We start from the raw sequence: 17,241 nt of genomic DNA on the forward strand, positions 1-17,241 counted from the left end.
TACTCTGACCAGTTTTTCACAGTCTTTATCCTTTCAGCACAATCTGCTCAAGTTCTCTTCTTTTCTGTTCCTCTTCCGTATGAAGCTGTTCCTGCATCTTCCTTAGCTGTTCCAAAATACCCTGTATCTGGCTGTATGTCTGCTCAGCCCGTTCCTTTGACACTTTGATCTTGTCATAGACCATCCAGTCTGTAAAAATCCCGTCAAAAAAGTAGTCTGCAAAATGAAGGAACTCTCCAACCTCTACCTGAAGCGGCCCTTCAATCCGGCTTGAAACATCTGAAAGTTCTGTCCGGAACGTACGCAATGCCATTTGGAGCGCACTTGTTCTGTCCTTTACCGATTTCAGTTTATCATATTTGATAACATCCGACATAATACCACCGCCGATGAGATCCACCATTCCCCAGTTTTTAGCACTTTGCAGACCTTCCAGCGTCTCTTCTGCAATGGAACGTGCTCTTTCCCCGGCGCTGATCGCTTCCTTCACTTCTTTTCTGCGATTTTCTATAGCGGCAATCTGTCTTTCCATTTCCAGGATTTTCTCAGCTTCTATATTGCCCGATTCTTTGATCTCTTCCTTTTTCGCCTCAAGCATCCTCTCATATTGAAGCTTGCAGTCCGGAAGCCCCGATGCCTGCTTTTTATAGTATGCAATATCGTCTTCAACAGCCTGCAGCTCCTTTGCAGCAGCATCGTATTTTACAGCAGCCGCAAAGGCCTCCTTTTCTTCCTTCGAAAGCTTTTCTCCCATCTTTCCGGATGCCCGGTATAAAAACGCAGTAAGACTTTTTCGGTTCAGCCGGTCCACATCCTCCTGCTCATCTTCCATGATCTTCTTTAGATCTGCCGCCTTCTTCTCCAGCTCATTCTGCTGGATATAAAGATCCGCCAGCTTTGCATCTGCTCTTTCTTTTTCCATCATCTCCTGCTGGAGACGCTGAAGTTCCTCGTCATAATAGTTCATACTTTTCCCTCCTTTGCTTCTCTTTCCTCTGTTTTCTGTTTCTACTGCTAAGCCCGGAAATTCATTCGCTTAATATTCTCACCAGATTTTTATATCGCTCAGAGTTCTCTTCCACATCTTTTCTGGTAACACTATAATACCTGTAAAGGTCTTTGACGATCTCCTCTCCCTGTTTCCATGTTTTCCGGTTACCCTGATGAGAAATGTTCAGGATATTCCAATAAAAATCAACCGCCATCTCAATTTCTTCATTTCCTTTCCGTATTTCATACAAATGAAAATCCATCGGTAGTTCATCCTCTGGATCGGGTCTTTTCAGAAATACAAGTCCTTCTTTGTGCGACCTGCGTACCTCTATAAAATTCCTTGCATCAGAGGTTAACTCCACTGCATGATACTTTGCCTTGGCATATCGTATCACTTCTTCCATGCTATGCGGATTTACCGTAATTGTTTTTTTGATCTTTTTCTGCTTTCTTTGATTTCGCCAGTCTTTGAACCATTCTATCAACGACAGCCTTTTTCTTTTTCCTGCAAGGAAGATACTTGTAGGTCCGTCCGCTCCGCTCAGAATTACCACATTTTTTCTTCTTTTGGTCTTCATCTCTTCTCCCTGCTTTCCTACCGGATTTAAAGTTCAAGATTTTTTAATTTATTCACTGTACTCCCTGTTTTCAGTACAGATTCCAGATATTGCAAATCATTTTCTGCAATATCTATATAGGTATTTTTTATCTTTCTATCACCTCCAAAATTAATTTTTTATCTTTCTCTACTTCTCTTTGAAAAACCTGACTGGACAGACATCCTTCTTCATAAGTAAACAGCACATCCGTCCTTACACCATCCAAGTCCTCGTCTAATGTCCATCGAACATCTGCCTTCAATGACCTGTCCATGAGCTGAGTTTTCGTTACAATCAGGAGGTCGATATCACTGCTGCTTCGAACTTCCCCTCTGGCGCAGCTTCTAAAAAGATATATTTTTTTCAATCCTGGGATTTCCGCTTTTATCAGGTAGTTCAGGTCGCTTTCCAGTTTCTTTTGAAACCTTACTGGAAGTTTTTCATATTCTTTTTTGTATACTTTTACCTGTTTCAAAAAACAACCTCCGATCCATCATACTATCAACTGACGTTTCTAATATTATATCATCCAGGCTTCGGACTGTCATTTCTTTTTGCCAAATCAAAAGCACAAAAGGAACGCCCCGACGAAGCGTTCCTTAATGACTATAAAATAATTTTCTTCTCAAGCTCCTGTTTTTCGTTCAAATTCTATTGCCGCACAATTCGGATTCCTTTTCTGGAAAACAGGTTTTCTCCAATCTTCATGCTCCCTTTTTCCCTGTTGATTCGAAACTCCTGAATCGGAAATGTTCTGTAATAGCTTCCGTTTTTTGTAATAACCTGAATCGAACAGGATTCCTCTGTTTCTGACAAATGCACAGCCGGAATGACAGCCATGCTCCCGTCTTCTCCCTGACACCGAAAATACCATCCGTAAAAATAATTATTCATATTGAATTCCCTCCTGCGCCGGCCCGTCTAACAGATTTCCTCTAACATCAAACCTGGAACCGTGGCACGGACAGTCCCAGGACTGTTCATCCGGATTCCACGTCAATTCACATCCCAGGTGCGGGCAGACAATATCTACTTTGAACATTTCCCCTTCCTCTGATTTGTACACTCCCATCTTCCCCTGAGATGTCTCAACTATGGCCCCGTACCCTCGCTTCAGCACATTTGCAGTTTCTTCCGGCACATGAAAAAAACGTTTGGCCAGTCCTTTCACTGCGTGTCCGCTGTCTCTTGCTATCTGTGGGATCTCTTCTGTCGAAAATCTAGATGGAGCAAAGGTTTCGGCATACGGATTTTCGATATTACAGATCTTGTCACAAAGAAGCATTGCCGATGCCATCGACGAGCTCATACCCCATTTCTGAAATCCAGATGCCACAAGCCATCCGGGTCTGTCAGACGTATACGCTCCGATAAACGGAATACTGTCCGCCGTAATACAATCCTGAGCAGACCAGCAGGCCGCCACGCGGCTGTCCGGGTAATATGCCTGCGCGGCTTCTTTCAGCTTTTGATAGCATCCTCCACTTTTATTTTCTCCGGTCCGGTGCCCCTGTCCGCCAAGCAGAAGATAACGATCATACTGCCGGAATGAAAGCTTCTCTTCTCCGTCCCCAATGTACATTCCCTCTATTCTTCCGGTATTCTCCAGCGCAAGTACATAGGAGCGCTCCTGATGCATTCTTGTAAAATACATACCCGGGAAATTAATGAATGGAAAATGTGCAGCAAAAACGATGCAATCTGCTTTTCTCAAGAAATGTATGACAGAACAATCCATGCTGAACCGTAATTTTAGCAGTGGTATTTTTCGTCTGTCCCTGACCGATCTGATCTGCCTCTAGAACAACGGTACGGACTCCGGCCTGTTCCAGCTGCCATGCAGTCAGAATCCCCGCCATTCCTCCGCCGATTACAGCCACATCCGCCTCTATCTGCCTGTCCAAAGCCGGCCTTTTTTCTCGATGATTACAGGTCTGAGTCCATATCGATTCCATCATTCGCCTCCTGAATCCTTTTACTCATAAGATTTCCAGGAGGAAAAGATTTCATACTTGTTCTTTATTTTTCCTACCAGAAATTCCGGCTTAAGAACAAAAAAGAACATAGTACAGATATCATCCTGCATCCATGTTCTCTTTCCATCCTATTTCCCACTATTCATTCCAAAAGCATCACACAGTATTGCGCTTTTTATATATGATAATTTCAGGATCTGTACCATTGCAGCCGTATTCGCATACAAGCAGATAAGATTCATCCGCGACAATTCCATAGCAGCGGTCCGAACCAGGCCTTTCGATCTGATTTCCCAAATAGATTTTCTTATCTTCAAGCAATTTTACAGACTGACCATTTGCGAGCGGGTATTCCAAATTCACAAAAAAGCCATTCAATAAATGAAGCTCTTTTACTTCAAGCCCCTCTATTCCTAATGCATGGAATTCCGAGATCAGTGTATCTTTTAACTTCAAAAACTCTTCCTGTCCACCACGTTTAATACATTCAGCAGCAATGCATGTTCCGCCAAAAGGATGTCCGTCTACTTTTTGGCATCCGCCACATTCTTCTCTTCTGCTGCATTCCTTGCAACAGTCCAAACCACAAATTGAACACATAAAATGCCTCCATCTATGCTCATTTCATCTGACTTACTTTTTCCGCCATTCACATGTGCCATATAATTGATCAGTATCCCCATGTGAGTAATTCCCAGTCTTCCTTTCCACTTCTTGCCAGATACCATTGCCATCCTGTATAATCCTGATCCGGATTCCATGCACCACTATCTTTCTTTGGGGAATGAAAAACAGATTCAAAAACAATACACTCACTAAAATCCGCACCATCTTTTAATTCATTACAATAAGAAAGTTCTTCTTCTGCCCGTTTATCATCCGTATATGACACCGAAAGAAGCTTTGCTCCTTTCCAGGTTTTGAATTCTTCTTTTATTTTTTGAATTGCAGAATCCATATCTTCCCGCGAATATATCGAAGATTGTCCATAATCAATCTGTACTTTACTTACATCCCCTCCGTTACTGCATCCCTGCAAAAGCAACAGGATCAAAAAAACAATCCCAAATCTTTTTCTCTTAAATAGCATGGTCTTTCTCCTTTCAGTTTGCCTGCTTAGCGGTCACTTTTTCCTGTTCTTCTACATACCTGATAAATTCCGGTGTTTTTGACCAGTACCTGATTCCCCAGTTTTCAAAGTTCCACTCTTCCATATAGGCATTACATTCGTAATCTACATAGTACAAAATCCCGTCCTGCAGGATAAAATTAGTCGGGAAATAATCAATATTGATTTCTTCCCTGTAGAGAAGCCTGCACATCTTATTCACCTGTTCCAGACAAGTGTCAGGAAGACAGCCCTTTCTCACCATTTCAAATACTGTATCTCCGGCAATATATTCTTTTACAATTCTCTCTTTCTCTCTGTCAACATCCAGCATTTCAGGAATCATTATTCCAATTTCCTTCAACCGCTTATAGTCCCTAATCTCCACTTCCAGTTTATCGCCAAACCTATAATAGGAACACGGCTCATGATGAATCTGTTTTACCACTACTTCATGTTTCCCGTCTGATGCCAGGTAGGAATATCCGCCTTTACCTTTTCCCAGAAGTTTGATCACTTCATATGTTTTTTCATTTACATCCAGTATTTTGTCCATACACTTTTGCTCTCCTTTTTAGGGGCCTATCCTGTCTAAATTTCCTTGATCAGAAACAGTTCCATCGGCTGTGCATAGGCAGGAATATCAATCACAAACCCTCCACAGTCTTTGTATCCAAGTTTCCGGTAAAAGTGCTGTGCCGTTTCGTCCACCTGCGTGGATGTTAACAGCATACCATATCCCTGCCGTTTCATGTCCTGCTCCCAGTACTCCATCAGCTGTTTTCCATATCCTTTTCTCTGATACTCTTCTTCGATAAAAAGAAGCGTACAAAACGGCGTATTGTCCCAGAACAGATTATATCTTAAAAGCCCGATTGGTTTATCGTTCAAGCATAGAATATAGGCCCTCTTTGTCTGCACCTTATGTTCAAATTCCGATTCCGGCATATGCTGGTCAACACTAAACCAATATTCTTTATCGGAGTATTCCGCGTATCTGATTTTCACCATCCTTATCCCTCCTGCTTTCTGTTCCCTTTCTTGTCAAACATGTGCTTCAGCGCCCTTTCCGTCGGCCAGATCGGTCCTACCAGAAAAATCATCTGGATCACGCAGAGAATTCCTCCGGCTGTTCCAATTGCATCTTCTGATTTTCCAATTACGAACAGCATGACAAGAATGGAAGGTAGCAGTAATATACTTCCGCAAATATGCCAGAGTTTTCCAAAATAGTTGTGGGCAAATGTCCATGTATCTCTGTTTTTCATAGACCGCTTTGTGCGGTAGCCAAACGCTGCATTGATCTCTTTCGGCGCCTTTTTCTGAAAATATCTTCCAAGCCCAATCATGGTAAGAGGTATCCACAGAGTCATCAGAAACATAAACATCCAGAATCCCATACAAATTTATTCCTTTCCATTCATAAGAAGGATGATACTTTATTATCCGGATGATGTCCCGCAAACAATCCTTCCGCTCCAAACTACTTATTAAAACTGACACTCGATCGTTTTCATCATCTCGCGAAAACCGTTCCGTTCATAAAATCGGATTCCCTCTGTATTTTGAGGGAAAACCTGTGTTCTGATAAAATCCGCACCGTGCTTTTTTCCATATTCCTTACTTGCATTCATGAGAAGTGTTCCGATTCCTTTGCTTCTCTCACTCTCCAATACATCCAGATCCTGTATGTATACGACTGTCTGTGGTTTTAAACACGCCACTTCTTTCTGTTTCAGAATCATAACATGAGAAAATCCAATCACTGTTCCCTCTTCTTCTGCCACAAGAATATCCTGATTCCCGCTCTCAAAGATCTCCCGAAAAAAATCGTCACTCCGATAACCAACGACAAAATGTTCGGGCTGATATTTTACTCCGTCAGCTTCCAGTTCCCGGTACAGCCTCCTTAATGGTTCCACGTCGTTTTCATTTGCAATTCTGATCTGCATCACTTTTTTACCTCCGAAGATAAACGCCGATATGTTTCTATAATTACTTTTGTATTCTTTTCTAATGAATCTTCTCCATCGAGTTTCAGCACCGGACATCCTATCTGATTCAGCCATAACTCATGCTGGCTTTTGTTACAGGATGCTGCATTTCCATCATAATTTGCTGCATCATTTAGAAACTGCTGATGTTCCTCATACATATCTCCGCCGGGCAGAATGCGGGCGCCAAACTCTTTCTGTTCTCTTTCGTGGATGCGTTTTACACGGACTTTTGCATCTGCTATCAGATAAACTGCCAGCAAAAACATAGGATCAAAGTACTCATGAAAACTGTTCATGGAACCGGCCATAACAAATTCCTCCGTTTTCTGTACCGCTCCCATAAGATTACGGATTTTTTCCTCTTTTGAATACATGACCGAATATGGCTTTTCCGTATCATTCCGCCAAATATATTCATCAATATCCAGAAAAGCAATCTCCATTTTGTCGGCAACATACTTACCCAACGTCGTTTTTCCCGATCCCGCAGGGCCCAGAATAATCATTCCATGCATGATAATAACCCGCCTTTCAGTTCATTTATTTTTTCCCTTTTCCTTTAAAATCCGGCATGCATCCAAACGCTACACCCAGACATAACCCTAATGCCAGATTGTCAAATAAAAGGCCAAATGAAAGTCCAAGACAAAGTCCAATGGCGAGTTTATTATTCTCTTTATTATCATCGGATTTTTTATTCTTCACAGATTTTCCCTCCTTCACTTCTGCCACTGTTCCGCATCTTTTCTTCCAGTTCTATTTTTTATTATTCTTCCTGCTGTCCTTCTCTTTGGAAAGATAGATATCTTGTTCCCTGAAAAGAGAGCTTTCCCTGATCCCCTTCCACCAGCATTCCATATTCGCTTCCGCTGACCGAAAACTCCATCCTGTCTCCGCTCTCCACTTGAAAAGTGACGTAATAGATCGTGTTGGAAGCAACATGAGCGGTATGGTTTACATTTGCATGATGATGATAAGACACATCAGAACGTTTTGCGACCACAACAGCCGACACTGTCAGTCTAGGAGAGTTGTTATTTTTATTCCAGGTGCTAAGTCCTTTTACTGCCATGACAACAAATGATCCAATCACCAGAATAAAAACAATAGCAAACATGCCTTCAAATAATCCATATGCTGTATCAAATTCTGTATACATCTTCTTCCCTCTTTCTGTATAAATAAACTTTTCCCTGTTACCGTTTTCCCACCCACTCAAGGAGGAATTCATCTACATACTCATGCATAAACCTGTCCCGGTGCTCTGCAATTTCTTTTGCAGTCGAGGTATTCAAAAGCTCTTTTAAGCGAAAAAGCTTCTCATAAAAATGGTTTATGGTTGTTGAGATATGCTTTCTGTATTCGTCTCTTGTCATATTCAGAGACGGTTCTATCTCAGGATCATACATGGCTCTATTATGATTTCCGCCATAGGAAAAGGCACGTGCAATACCGATTGCCCCGATAGCATCAATTCTGTCTGCATCCTGCACACACTTTCCTTCCAAACTCTGTGGTGTCACGGAATTTCCCTCATAAGAAACATCTTCAATGATGGTACAGACATCAGAAATAATTCTGTCATCTATGCCACATTGTTTCATAAAAGAAACTGCGTTTTCCTTTCTTTCATAAGTATCGGGAGATATTTTTCTGTCATCTACATCATGCAAAAGTGCCGCAAGGCGGACAATAAAAAGATTCGCCTGCTCTTTCCTGGCAATTTCTTCTGCCAGTTTATAGACCCTAAACGAATGCCAGTAATCATGTCCACTGTAGTCATCAGCAAAATACTCTTTAATATACTGAATTGCTTTTTGAATCACAGCTTCTTCCATAAGCGGGCCTCCTTTTCCAATCAGCCTGTGTAGGCATCGCTGGCATCATTTTTGAAATTCTGTTTTTCAAGCCATTCCTTTTCTTCTTCCGTTTCCGGAATGTCAATTCTTTCGATCTTGAAGATCACCGGTCTTGTACCGTCGTTACAGCAGGCAATCATCATTCTGTCATCATTTGTCCAGTTGCGCATAATGGAGCCTCCCTGTAATGCGGTATACACATATCTGCTGATCGCATCCCATGCTTCACCACAAAATTTTCCGTTCATCAGATGATAGAAATCATCCTGTTCATTTGTTCTTTTTAAGACAAATGTATCCCCTTTCTTGAAAAACGGGCAAGGTCCTGATTTCGGATCAGCAAGATACTTCTCCTGATACTCAGGAAATACTTTTGTTTCTAATACTGTAATTTTACATTCATGCTGCATCGCTTTTATCTCCTGTTCTTTATAAATTTGGATTTCCTTTTCTGATTTATATTCACTATTATACCATCCATCATGCAGATAAACATCCTCTTTTTACAACAGAAAGCAAGAGAGCAGACCAGACTGTCCGCTCCCTTATAATGTTTCTATTCTTCTTTTTTTATGTTCTGTCCAGCCCACTGCTCTGCAGTGCGGAGCATCTGCTGTTCGGTTTTCTCCTGCCCGATTTGAAGCAGTACATATTCCTCCGGATTCAAGGCTTTCTCTTTTGACCCCAGATACGCAAAAGTCTGATCCATCACTTTTTGCGAACGCAGAACAAATCATTTCAACGCTTCCGCACCGTCCGGCGTCGGATAGACCGGAACCGGCTGCATCGTACTGTCAAGCCCTGTCACGATCGGGATCTCTTTCCCCACAGTCCTGCAGACTGCGTCAGCAACCGCCGCCCGTTTTTCCGGCTCACCACAGACCGTTGTGATCCCAATCAGATCACACTGCGGCTCTTTCAATAAGTAGGCAAGGCATATCGCATCATCGATATCTCCACCAATATCTGTATCCAGTAAATTTTTTTCCATTTTTTAATCTTCTCCTGTATTTTAATCATTGATACAAGAGTGTATTGAAATTCCCATGAGCCCCCTCCTTAAATATCATTTTTAATGCCCGGCAATGGTTCTGCCAAGCATGTAAACCCCAACCAGCATCTCTCCCACGGCTAATCCCAGGAGAATCCCGGAGAGAAAGTCTTTTATATCGGTTCCTCCCAACGTATAGGAACAGGCCTGCAGGGCAATTCCCATTACAATCAGCAGAATCCCATATAACAGCTTTTGCTGTTTCTCCAACTCCTGTGTCCGCCTTAGCAGATCCATAATCTGATCTTCATCATAGGAACGAACACTTTTCTCTTCTGCTTCTTCTCCATCCATCAGCTCCGCGACTGTGATTTCCAGTTCCTCGCATAAGCTTTTTACAACAGCATAATCCGGCATACATTTACCGGTCTCCCATTTTGAAATTGTTTTATTCGATACACCGATCTTCTCTGCCAGCTGCTCCTGCGTCAGATTTTTCTCTTTCCTTTTTCGCGCCAGAAATTTTCCTGTAGTAAGTTGATTCATTCGATCTACCTCCATTTTCTATCAATCTTAATGGAAGAATATCCTTTTTCCGCTCAAAACACGACCTCTTGTTTGGAGAATTTACGTGGAATTGCGGATTCTGATCGGACACCCGATCCTACTCCCAATCCCAGCGTTTTATTAATTATTATACCATCCGGTAAATATTCTGTCATTGATTTCCTTCCATCTGAACAGGAGAGGAACCAAAAAGAAAAACCGCCACTATGGTGTTCCCATACGGCGGCGTTTATGGTTTTAGATCAGGAATGCTCCAGTGAAATGCTGAAAAGCCAGTATGCTTAATATAATTCCAATTCCAACAATGGTCCATGAACATTTTCTGCTACTTATAAAAATTCCAAGTTTCATCTGTCATACCTTCTCTGATCCAACTTTCCATTTACTATTTCACAAAGTATTTTTCTTCTATTTTATGATAATACCAAACAACGAAACCGATACCCACAGTACAAGTCAGCAGTAAAATTAAAATCGAAGAAATTGGTAAAATAAATTCCACAATTCCACCCACAAACATAGGTATAGAAAATACACACCACATCTTCCCTATTGCTCGATTATACGCTTTCACATCATTGATATCAGATTCAGAAATTGGGGAACCAGACCAAAGCCACATCGGTTTTTTTCTGTTCATTGCATAGATACCAATGATAATAAATAGTATTGCTGCTATCCACATTACAATTAAATACATAAGATTATCCATAACCATTCCTCCAATCTCCAATATTTAGTTTGATATTTTTAAATTTACAGAACTATTTTTATATATTATAACACCAGATTATTTTTTGTCACTTTATTTATCCGCTTTCCAGATAGAAGAGCAACATATTATGCATTTGTTCTTATGATCTCTTTTTACAAATGGTACTTGAAAGAACCATAATAACAAAAACGTCGACGCAAATGATTCCGATTGCAACATAGGCAAATTCTACAGGCAGCTTCTCTTCATACATGCCCATCACAAACAGGAGAACCGTGATCACTGCCATCCCACCTCCCATTGTTCTGCACAGTCTCTTCTCATAATATTTTGCTTTTTCCTCTTTTGTCGCTGTATTATATCCTGCAATCATCCAGCTTCCATGCCCGGAAAGCAGTGTAACCGATATTGCGAAAAGCACTATAATCAAAATCCAGATCAGCCAGTCAGGTCCCGAAGAAACATCTGATAATTTCATAAATTCTTCTCCCCGGAAAACGGAAACAAGTTTATTAATATTACAATGCCTTCAGTTTTCCATCTTCAAAATAATAAATATTTTCCCACTTATAGCCGAACATGGAATCCTGTTTTGCGATATGCGGCTCAAAAGTGAAGTATTCTTTATCAATCAGTTTCGTCTGATTACCTTTTTCTATGTATATCCGATCTTCACTTTTTTTCTCAATCGAGTGACCTAAATTTCCCAGAAAATCAAGGTTGATAAAGTGCGCTTGAGCAATCTTTCTGTTCATATGATAATATAGTTCTTCAAATGTTGTGGCATCGTTTACGAAGTCTATGAGCTCCTGATGAAGCATCTGCTCAAGAGCCAGACCTTCTCTCCATTCCTCATTTTGAACAGCATCCAATGATTCAATGACTTTGCCTTCTTCAATGATGATTGTTCTGGCATAGTCTCCCCAAATATGATTACGCTGAGGGCTCAGATCAATGGTCACTATATCATTCTCTTCTATATATTTGTCAGCCGTCTCATATTCTTTTCCTGAAACAGATTTTGTTGTTTCATCGCCCGAAAAAATGAATGTTCCAATATCCCAATACCAAAAAGAGTCCGCACCCAGTTCCAGCATTTTCTCTTCACACATTTTCCTTACTTGCGTCAGCTTCATTCCAGGCGTTATGACGTTCTTGATATAATCCATTGTCTGTTTTGCAATGAACTGCACTTCTTGATTAGTCATACTGTACCTCCCGTAATATATGATTGACTCTATTCATAAGCAGTGATTATAGAAAAACTTATTTAAACCAAATTACATATTGGCCAAAATCAGCATCGCTATAAACGCAGTTAAGACGATTGCGCAACTGATGCTGACTATATTAATTATTTTTATCCAGTGTTTTGCTGACAGTTTCGAAATAAAGACTGCAATAATAATTCCGATCATTCCTCCCAGGGAATTTGCGATCACATCTGTAATATCCGTTGCTCCGACAGCAAAAAGGAATTGAATGATTTCATATAAAAGGCTTACTGCAACAACAGGTGCCATCTGCTTTATCAGGGGCTTTTCTTCCCAAAGCACATGCATCAATACGCCAAAGGGTATAAATGCCAACGCATTTTGAATAATTTCGCCGAAGTTCATTTTCCCGTTTATAATGACAGATTCGCCAAATGGAATTAAGTTTATATTTCTTATGTGCGGCAAATTTTCAAAGGAAAACTGTAACTTAAAAATGATGATCCATGTCAAAACAATTAAATAAAATATCAGCAGTCCCATAGTAAATTTTTTGGATTTCATTCTGATTCCACCTTTCTTTTTGTATTAAAAATAGCAAAAAGTATTTGGTTTCCCTTTAATGATTTCCAAATAATTTATGAAGATCCGCTCTCCATCATGTTTTTAACTGTGCAATCCCCTGTTCACCTGCAAGGCGGCTCTAACGATCCAGTTCTTCCTTTACTAATTTCAGAACAAAATCACCGAAATCCTCTGCCAACGTTTCAATGTGGATATATTCCACTCCATTATATTCCATCATCACAATACACAGTTCCCCTCCATCTCATCAAGATGATCAGGATCTGCGCCGAAAATCTCATTTCCATAGAAAGACAAGTAACCATATTTCGCATTAAAATCCCAAAACTGATTAGAAAATTTTACACCCAGCAGTTTTTCAGCATTTTGAATTTCTGCTGTCGTTTTTCCAGATGCAGTCGTATAAAATCTGCATTTTTAGCCAATTCCATTGCATTTTCATAGTTTTCCCAACTCATCCTTCTCTTCCTCCCCCTCATCTCATCTGACAGTCATTTTTTCTTTATTATATCACCCGCCATTCTTCCTGTCATATCCCTTACGTGAAAAAAGAGAGCAGATCCTGATTTGTCTGCTCTCCCTTTGCATCTATTTTCTCCTATTGTTCTCTATTGCATTCGCAATGGCGATCACCGCCGGGAATAATACGGCAGCTATCACCCAGACAATCCATCCTTCTTTCCAGCTTTCTGTCGGAAGACTAAATGACAGATAAATTGCTGTTGCGACCAACCAGTATACGGTTGTAATTACTGATTGGAAAGAACGATGCTCTTTCTTCGTTCTTGTGTAATCTCCTTCCTGAAGCAGTTTTTTAAAGCTTTCCCAAATAATCCCGACTGTGATGAAGAAAACAACACCAATTCCGGCGATTACAAATGAAATACAAAGCATCAAAGCCATAAGCAGGTCGTTGTCTTCATTAATAACTACACCGCCAAACAACGGGATCAAAGCCGTTACGCAAAGACATGCACCGATCATATTGCTTCTCACATAATCACTTTTAAACTGGTCTCTACGCTCTTTTACCATCCCGGTCACGCCGTACTCTGTCTCAAATACTTCCTTTTCCAGATATTCATACGGCGCCGTTTTGCTGCCGCTGTGTATAAATATTGCCACAGCGATTGCAACCATGACCAACATAACAATCATACCGATACCGCCTGCAGTATTCTCCGACACATTCAGGCTTGCGATTTCACTGGCAGCTCCTAATAGAAGGAGGCACACCGGTGAAAGAATACATAAAAATGTAGCCCCGGCAATCGTCTTTGAAGTTTCTGCCTTTACTGAAAGAAACGCGTTGGCTTCTTCCATGGACACATTTCTTACCGATGTTTCTTCCATATCAGTAAGAATCGCTCCCGTCTCTTCGATCTCGTCTTTCAATAAGTAATCTGTGCTGACACCGAAAAGTCTTGACAGGCGTATCATTTTCTCCAGGTCAGGAACCGACTGGGCTCCTTCCCATTTCGAAACGGATTGTCTCGATACATTCATCTGTTCTGCCAGTTCTTCCTGTGACCATCCTGCTTTTTTACGAAGCCGGACCAATTTTTCTGCAAAAATCATATAGAATCCTCCCATGCATTATTTTTTATAGCCTGATTTTAGATTTTTTTGCAGTTGCATGCTACCAATCGGTGCTTTTCAATGTGTCAACTGGCAGTTGCATCTTTTGTAACCCCGCTTATTGCGCTTTCTTTCATCTCTTCTTTTTAATTTGATCATGCCCCCGACGAATCCTCGTGCCGATTCCCATTCCAATCAGAGAAATCATTGTACCTGCTGGTATCATAATAAATTCCGGCAGATTGATTTTGTGAAACGTAATCATATTAGCCGCGCTGAATGTTCCATATTCCGCAAGCATATACATCAGTCCAAATCCAATGGTAATAAGCCATTTTCTCTGTCCCCAATAATCGTTCTTTCCGATGATCAGCGAAAGAATGAAGGTAGTTGCAGGGAGCAGTATCCACAGACACATAATGCTGTACCCCATCGCATCTGACCCTCTGCCGAAAAACCAGAATGAAATCAGGGAAACCACCCAGACTCCGAGATATACAGCAGCTAAAATTATCATTGACAGTTTCTTTCTGCTTTTTACGATGTTCGTGCTCTCTTCCGGATAATTCAGATAGTTTGACATCGGTTTTTCCTCCCTTCTAAAGAAAGGCCCCACGTTTACAATACTTTTACTCTATAGAAATTGTATCATAAACGTGGGCGTGTTATCAATGATGGACTAACCTAAGTCTACACCGAAATGACCGTCCGTCCCGTATATCCGCAAGGTCAGAAATCTTCCTGATAATCCCCCTATTTCCACGCTCCCGGAATTGTGATAAAATGGAACCATAATAAAAAAGGGGCTGGATAGTGGAATAAACCATTTAAACCGGCGGACTTTAACGACACCATTGCGTAAGAACTAAAATAGGATTTAACTGAGGTTGCCAAATTCAAGGGCAGCCGTTTAGAACGTGGAGGAGGGACATCAATATGGCAAACATAAAACGCAAATGCGTTCTGATAGTCGTGATGCTTTTAGCGCTTGTTTTAGGTGCTTGTAATAGCAATACTGCGAAATCAGATCCTTATTCAGAGGTAGTGGAAATTGATGGACAATCTCTGACTATCACATTGGATGAAAATAACTTATCTGCCGGAACAATTACTTCGGAAAACGGAACGTATACATTTGAGTATGGAGTTCCCGGAAATAGCATTGTTTTTACAGTTAACTACCCCGATGGATATGTATTTTCCCAAACAGAAATTAACGGAGGATTTGCCACGCCGGCAGAGTATAATTCGATTGAAAGAAAAAACAAAGGCTATATTGACCTGTTCTCCCTCAATTATAGTATCGAGGGGGTAATAGACAATGCACGAGGAACCAGTAATAACGGTTCACCATCCATACTTCTTGCATTAGCACTAATTGGCGTTGGAGCGTGGAACTTTTTTGGAGCAAGAAGCGTATGGTATCTCTTTCGTGGTTGGTGGTATAAAAACGCAGAACCTTCGGATCTGGCACTCATGTTGTACCGCCTAGCAGGAGTATTTTTAATCTTCGCAGGTATAATATGTGCAATTGCGTCATTTTAATAAGCGATCGTATGGCAAAGCACGTTGACATGCCGGATTTTCCCTGTCAGAATGTTTTGACATCCATGCCTGTCAATGACTCTTCCTTTATAAGCCTGCATATATTACAGTTTCTTACTGTAAAGGAAGCATCTTAACGGAACTTTCCCTTTTGGCATTTCTAATACGATTTTCTTTTCTTCTGCCCGCTCAAATCCTCTATGTTCATAAAACTGATAGGTACAGACATCATCTGTGTATAGATAAAACGTTTTCCCTTTTTCTTTTGCTTCCAAAGCATGGAGAAGTGCTGTACCTATTCCCTTGATTTTACAGTCCGGATCGGCAGCAAGGAAAAGAATTTCCCCATCCGGCGTATAGGACTTCAAATAGTGTGCTAATTGTTCTTTTGTAGTCTTTTCATAAAGACCTGCCCCACCCTTAAAAAGTTTTCTCTGGATCATGCCAACCAGTCCAACATAAATTTTTCCCAGTACACTTTGCTGTTTCCTTTTCTCACCTTTAATTTCTGCCAGCAAAACACCTGCAAATTTGCCATTTACATAGGCCGCAAAACTCTGTGTCGCGCGGTTCAGTTCAAGATACCAAAAATACCGTCCATACGCATTGAGCAAAAATTTATTATTTAAATACCAGTCAAAATGCATCCCTGTAATTGCAAATTGTATCGCTTTTTTATAGTCCTTTTTTCGCAAGTCTCTGATTTCTATTCTCAAAACTTTCCCCCGCTTATGTCTCAATTTTTAAGCCGTTTTCCTTATTATATCATTCACTAGGTATCCTGTCATTTTCTTCTATAACATAACTTTTACCAGCCTAACTGAAATCGGTATGAAATCATTTTTCAATTTCTACGTTTTCATTTTCAGTTCCTGGATTTTTTTGAATAACCGTATAAAATAATGTTTTATGTTCGACTATATCTTCTCCATAGGATTTCTCATAGCTGAACCGTGGAACCTGATGAAATTGTGAAACTGCAATATAATCTGAAACTGTAAATATTCCAAATAACACAACAGCGCATCCGGCAATACATACTATTCGCAAACTTCTTTTCAGCAGCACGGGTTTCAGTCTAAAATAAATTCCTGCTGTTAGTATCATTCCGCCAATTATTGCATAAATGCTTCCCCAACTACTTTCACTTGGAAAGATTGCAAAAGAAGATATCATAATAAATGCCCCAAATGTCATGAGAAAAACACTTATTATTTTCATTTTTTCTGTATTAAGCTCATTTTTACTGTATTCTGCCATTTTTATTGCTGTATCTTTTGTTTCCTGCTCCACTTTCTCACTTTTCCTTTCTCCGTCAATAATTTCAGGTATACTAACTTGATAGAACTCTGCTAGTTCGACAAGCAAACTGATATCCGGCATATTGCTTCCTGTTTCCCATCTGGATACTGTTCTGCTGGATACATTTAAAGCTTCTGCCAGCACTTCTTGCGTGATATTTTTTTCTTTACGCAGCGTTTTCAAAAACTGACCTGTCTTTTTCTGATCCATTC

Annotated in this window: 29 protein-coding genes; 1 reads left to right on the top strand and 28 read right to left on the bottom strand. The window is 40.6% G+C overall.

What is annotated here, in order from left to right:
* Positions 1-25 precede the first annotated feature (25 nt).
* The 26 genes from B5G11_RS02000 to B5G11_RS02110 all read right to left on the bottom strand — a co-directional run bounded on the left by B5G11_RS02000 (position 26) and on the right by B5G11_RS02110 (position 14,765).
* Positions 26-967 carry a hypothetical protein gene (locus B5G11_RS02000; RefSeq protein ID WP_087251998.1) on the bottom strand — a complete coding sequence of 314 codons (942 nt, stop codon included), beginning with the start codon at positions 965-967 and terminating at the stop codon, positions 26-28.
* 61 nt (positions 968-1,028) lie between these two features.
* Complete coding sequence (locus tag B5G11_RS02005) at positions 1,029-1,397, bottom strand: hypothetical protein (RefSeq protein WP_158099182.1); 369 nt, start codon at positions 1,395-1,397, stop codon at positions 1,029-1,031.
* Between the two features lie 301 nt (positions 1,398-1,698).
* Positions 1,699-2,067 (bottom strand): nucleotidyltransferase domain-containing protein, encoded by a 369-nt coding sequence (locus B5G11_RS02010; RefSeq protein ID WP_087252000.1) that lies wholly within the window; start codon positions 2,065-2,067, stop codon positions 1,699-1,701.
* 176 nt (positions 2,068-2,243) lie between these two features.
* Complete coding sequence (locus B5G11_RS02015; protein WP_087167959.1) at positions 2,244-2,486, bottom strand: hypothetical protein; 243 nt, start codon at positions 2,484-2,486, stop codon at positions 2,244-2,246.
* The gene (locus B5G11_RS02020) at positions 2,479-3,246 is read right to left on the bottom strand and encodes an FAD-dependent oxidoreductase (RefSeq protein WP_343215456.1); all 768 of its coding nucleotides are present in this window, start codon (positions 3,244-3,246) and stop codon (positions 2,479-2,481) included. Before B5G11_RS02020 ends, B5G11_RS02015 begins: the two co-directional genes overlap by 8 nt.
* Before the next feature lie 10 nt (positions 3,247-3,256).
* Positions 3,257-3,547, bottom strand: coding sequence for an FAD-dependent oxidoreductase (locus B5G11_RS16940; protein WP_343215457.1), 291 nt, complete (start codon positions 3,545-3,547; stop codon positions 3,257-3,259).
* Between the two features lie 177 nt (positions 3,548-3,724).
* On the bottom strand, positions 3,725-4,168 hold the full coding sequence (locus B5G11_RS02025; RefSeq protein WP_087167961.1) for a hypothetical protein: 444 nt from the start codon (positions 4,166-4,168) through the stop codon (positions 3,725-3,727).
* Between the two features lie 70 nt (positions 4,169-4,238).
* Positions 4,239-4,658, bottom strand: coding sequence for a hypothetical protein (locus B5G11_RS02030; protein ID WP_087167962.1), 420 nt, complete (start codon positions 4,656-4,658; stop codon positions 4,239-4,241).
* Positions 4,659-4,671: 13 nt separating this feature from the next.
* Positions 4,672-5,232: a serine/threonine-protein kinase gene (locus B5G11_RS02035; RefSeq protein ID WP_087252001.1), complete on the bottom strand. Its 561-nt coding sequence runs from the start codon at positions 5,230-5,232 to the stop codon at positions 4,672-4,674.
* Between the two features lie 35 nt (positions 5,233-5,267).
* Positions 5,268-5,687: a GNAT family N-acetyltransferase gene (locus B5G11_RS02040; protein WP_087252002.1), complete on the bottom strand. Its 420-nt coding sequence runs from the start codon at positions 5,685-5,687 to the stop codon at positions 5,268-5,270.
* 2 nt (positions 5,688-5,689) lie between these two features.
* Positions 5,690-6,076, bottom strand: coding sequence for an SdpI family protein (locus tag B5G11_RS02045; protein WP_087252003.1), 387 nt, complete (start codon positions 6,074-6,076; stop codon positions 5,690-5,692).
* Positions 6,077-6,166: 90 nt separating this feature from the next.
* Positions 6,167-6,628, bottom strand: a complete 462-nt coding sequence (locus B5G11_RS02050; protein WP_242958889.1) for a GNAT family N-acetyltransferase — start codon at positions 6,626-6,628, stop codon at positions 6,167-6,169.
* Positions 6,628-7,188, bottom strand: coding sequence for an AAA family ATPase (locus tag B5G11_RS02055; protein ID WP_087252005.1), 561 nt, complete (start codon positions 7,186-7,188; stop codon positions 6,628-6,630). The genes B5G11_RS02050 and B5G11_RS02055 overlap by 1 nt, the downstream gene beginning before the upstream one ends.
* A gap of 25 nt (positions 7,189-7,213) precedes the next feature.
* Positions 7,214-7,378, bottom strand: a complete 165-nt coding sequence (locus tag B5G11_RS16465) for a hypothetical protein (protein ID WP_204229557.1) — start codon at positions 7,376-7,378, stop codon at positions 7,214-7,216.
* Positions 7,379-7,439: 61 nt separating this feature from the next.
* Positions 7,440-7,832 (bottom strand): DUF2500 domain-containing protein, encoded by a 393-nt coding sequence (locus tag B5G11_RS02060; RefSeq protein ID WP_087167969.1) that lies wholly within the window; start codon positions 7,830-7,832, stop codon positions 7,440-7,442.
* 37 nt (positions 7,833-7,869) lie between these two features.
* Positions 7,870-8,511 (bottom strand): HD domain-containing protein, encoded by a 642-nt coding sequence (locus B5G11_RS02065; RefSeq protein ID WP_087252006.1) that lies wholly within the window; start codon positions 8,509-8,511, stop codon positions 7,870-7,872.
* 20 nt (positions 8,512-8,531) lie between these two features.
* Entirely contained in the window at positions 8,532-8,942 is a 411-nt protein-coding gene (locus tag B5G11_RS02070; RefSeq protein WP_087252007.1) for a TIGR04076 family protein, read from the bottom strand.
* Positions 8,943-9,088: 146 nt separating this feature from the next.
* Positions 9,089-9,241 carry a hypothetical protein gene (locus tag B5G11_RS16245; protein ID WP_158099184.1) on the bottom strand — a complete coding sequence of 51 codons (153 nt, stop codon included), beginning with the start codon at positions 9,239-9,241 and terminating at the stop codon, positions 9,089-9,091.
* Positions 9,242-9,265: 24 nt separating this feature from the next.
* On the bottom strand, positions 9,266-9,523 hold the full coding sequence (locus tag B5G11_RS02075) for a nucleoside hydrolase (protein WP_087252008.1): 258 nt from the start codon (positions 9,521-9,523) through the stop codon (positions 9,266-9,268).
* Between the two features lie 81 nt (positions 9,524-9,604).
* Positions 9,605-10,069, bottom strand: a complete 465-nt coding sequence (locus B5G11_RS02080; protein ID WP_087252009.1) for a helix-turn-helix transcriptional regulator — start codon at positions 10,067-10,069, stop codon at positions 9,605-9,607.
* A 406-nt stretch (positions 10,070-10,475) separates the two neighbouring features.
* Complete coding sequence (locus tag B5G11_RS02085; RefSeq protein WP_087252010.1) at positions 10,476-10,802, bottom strand: DUF3784 domain-containing protein; 327 nt, start codon at positions 10,800-10,802, stop codon at positions 10,476-10,478.
* Between the two features lie 142 nt (positions 10,803-10,944).
* Positions 10,945-11,283, bottom strand: coding sequence for a DUF3784 domain-containing protein (locus B5G11_RS02090; protein WP_087252011.1), 339 nt, complete (start codon positions 11,281-11,283; stop codon positions 10,945-10,947).
* A gap of 40 nt (positions 11,284-11,323) precedes the next feature.
* Entirely contained in the window at positions 11,324-12,013 is a 690-nt protein-coding gene (locus B5G11_RS02095) for a M24 family metallopeptidase (RefSeq protein WP_087252012.1), read from the bottom strand.
* Between the two features lie 72 nt (positions 12,014-12,085).
* On the bottom strand, positions 12,086-12,583 hold the full coding sequence (locus tag B5G11_RS02100; protein WP_087252013.1) for a VanZ family protein: 498 nt from the start codon (positions 12,581-12,583) through the stop codon (positions 12,086-12,088).
* A gap of 609 nt (positions 12,584-13,192) precedes the next feature.
* The gene (locus B5G11_RS02105; RefSeq protein ID WP_087167979.1) at positions 13,193-14,182 is read right to left on the bottom strand and encodes a helix-turn-helix transcriptional regulator; all 990 of its coding nucleotides are present in this window, start codon (positions 14,180-14,182) and stop codon (positions 13,193-13,195) included.
* 133 nt (positions 14,183-14,315) lie between these two features.
* Positions 14,316-14,765 carry a hypothetical protein gene (locus B5G11_RS02110; RefSeq protein ID WP_087252014.1) on the bottom strand — a complete coding sequence of 150 codons (450 nt, stop codon included), beginning with the start codon at positions 14,763-14,765 and terminating at the stop codon, positions 14,316-14,318.
* A 353-nt stretch (positions 14,766-15,118) separates the two neighbouring features.
* On the opposite strand from B5G11_RS02110, the gene B5G11_RS02115 reads away from it, so the two are divergent.
* A complete protein-coding gene (locus B5G11_RS02115; RefSeq protein ID WP_087252015.1) occupies positions 15,119-15,727 on the top strand; it encodes a hypothetical protein in 609 nt (202 codons plus the stop codon).
* A gap of 104 nt (positions 15,728-15,831) precedes the next feature.
* Here B5G11_RS02115 and B5G11_RS02120 read toward each other — a convergent pair whose 3' ends face one another.
* Together B5G11_RS02120 and B5G11_RS02125 are read right to left on the bottom strand one after the other, a co-directional pair.
* Positions 15,832-16,443: a GNAT family N-acetyltransferase gene (locus tag B5G11_RS02120; protein ID WP_087252016.1), complete on the bottom strand. Its 612-nt coding sequence runs from the start codon at positions 16,441-16,443 to the stop codon at positions 15,832-15,834.
* Between the two features lie 121 nt (positions 16,444-16,564).
* On the bottom strand, positions 16,565-17,239 hold the full coding sequence (locus B5G11_RS02125) for a helix-turn-helix transcriptional regulator (protein ID WP_087167981.1): 675 nt from the start codon (positions 17,237-17,239) through the stop codon (positions 16,565-16,567).
* Positions 17,240-17,241 lie beyond the last annotated feature (2 nt).

It is taken from the genome of Drancourtella sp. An57 (assembly GCF_002161525.1).
GTDB lineage: Bacteria > Bacillota > Clostridia > Lachnospirales > Lachnospiraceae > Sellimonas > Sellimonas catena.

Excerpts from the sequence above, each read along its gene's own strand:
- B5G11_RS02000 (WP_087251998.1), bottom strand. The coding sequence starts at position 967 with ATGAACTATTATGACGAGGAACTTCAGCGTCTCCAGCAGGAGATGATG.
- B5G11_RS02005 (WP_158099182.1), bottom strand. The coding sequence starts at position 1,397 with ATGGAAGAAGTGATACGATATGCCAAGGCAAAGTATCATGCAGTGGAG.
- B5G11_RS02015 (WP_087167959.1), bottom strand. The coding sequence starts at position 2,486 with ATGAATAATTATTTTTACGGATGGTATTTTCGGTGTCAGGGAGAAGAC.
- B5G11_RS02020 (WP_343215456.1), bottom strand. The coding sequence starts at position 3,246 with ATGTATTTTACAAGAATGCATCAGGAGCGCTCCTATGTACTTGCGCTG.
- B5G11_RS16940 (WP_343215457.1), bottom strand. The coding sequence starts at position 3,547 with ATGGAATCGATATGGACTCAGACCTGTAATCATCGAGAAAAAAGGCCG.
- B5G11_RS02025 (WP_087167961.1), bottom strand. The coding sequence starts at position 4,168 with ATGTGTTCAATTTGTGGTTTGGACTGTTGCAAGGAATGCAGCAGAAGA.
- B5G11_RS02030 (WP_087167962.1), bottom strand. The coding sequence starts at position 4,658 with ATGCTATTTAAGAGAAAAAGATTTGGGATTGTTTTTTTGATCCTGTTG.
- B5G11_RS02035 (WP_087252001.1), bottom strand. The coding sequence starts at position 5,232 with ATGGACAAAATACTGGATGTAAATGAAAAAACATATGAAGTGATCAAA.
- B5G11_RS02040 (WP_087252002.1), bottom strand. The coding sequence starts at position 5,687 with ATGGTGAAAATCAGATACGCGGAATACTCCGATAAAGAATATTGGTTT.
- B5G11_RS02045 (WP_087252003.1), bottom strand. The coding sequence starts at position 6,076 with ATGGGATTCTGGATGTTTATGTTTCTGATGACTCTGTGGATACCTCTT.
- B5G11_RS02050 (WP_242958889.1), bottom strand. The coding sequence starts at position 6,628 with ATGCAGATCAGAATTGCAAATGAAAACGACGTGGAACCATTAAGGAGG.
- B5G11_RS02055 (WP_087252005.1), bottom strand. The coding sequence starts at position 7,188 with ATGCATGGAATGATTATTCTGGGCCCTGCGGGATCGGGAAAAACGACG.
- B5G11_RS02060 (WP_087167969.1), bottom strand. The coding sequence starts at position 7,832 with ATGTATACAGAATTTGATACAGCATATGGATTATTTGAAGGCATGTTT.
- B5G11_RS02065 (WP_087252006.1), bottom strand. The coding sequence starts at position 8,511 with ATGGAAGAAGCTGTGATTCAAAAAGCAATTCAGTATATTAAAGAGTAT.
- B5G11_RS02070 (WP_087252007.1), bottom strand. The coding sequence starts at position 8,942 with ATGCAGCATGAATGTAAAATTACAGTATTAGAAACAAAAGTATTTCCT.
- B5G11_RS16245 (WP_158099184.1), bottom strand. The coding sequence starts at position 9,241 with ATGGATCAGACTTTTGCGTATCTGGGGTCAAAAGAGAAAGCCTTGAAT.
- B5G11_RS02075 (WP_087252008.1), bottom strand. The coding sequence starts at position 9,523 with ATGGAAAAAAATTTACTGGATACAGATATTGGTGGAGATATCGATGAT.
- B5G11_RS02080 (WP_087252009.1), bottom strand. The coding sequence starts at position 10,069 with ATGAATCAACTTACTACAGGAAAATTTCTGGCGCGAAAAAGGAAAGAG.
- B5G11_RS02085 (WP_087252010.1), bottom strand. The coding sequence starts at position 10,802 with ATGGATAATCTTATGTATTTAATTGTAATGTGGATAGCAGCAATACTA.
- B5G11_RS02090 (WP_087252011.1), bottom strand. The coding sequence starts at position 11,283 with ATGAAATTATCAGATGTTTCTTCGGGACCTGACTGGCTGATCTGGATT.
- B5G11_RS02095 (WP_087252012.1), bottom strand. The coding sequence starts at position 12,013 with ATGACTAATCAAGAAGTGCAGTTCATTGCAAAACAGACAATGGATTAT.
- B5G11_RS02100 (WP_087252013.1), bottom strand. The coding sequence starts at position 12,583 with ATGAAATCCAAAAAATTTACTATGGGACTGCTGATATTTTATTTAATT.
- B5G11_RS02105 (WP_087167979.1), bottom strand. The coding sequence starts at position 14,182 with ATGATTTTTGCAGAAAAATTGGTCCGGCTTCGTAAAAAAGCAGGATGG.
- B5G11_RS02110 (WP_087252014.1), bottom strand. The coding sequence starts at position 14,765 with ATGTCAAACTATCTGAATTATCCGGAAGAGAGCACGAACATCGTAAAA.
- B5G11_RS02115 (WP_087252015.1), top strand. The coding sequence starts at position 15,119 with ATGGCAAACATAAAACGCAAATGCGTTCTGATAGTCGTGATGCTTTTA.
- B5G11_RS02125 (WP_087167981.1), bottom strand. The coding sequence starts at position 17,239 with ATGGATCAGAAAAAGACAGGTCAGTTTTTGAAAACGCTGCGTAAAGAA.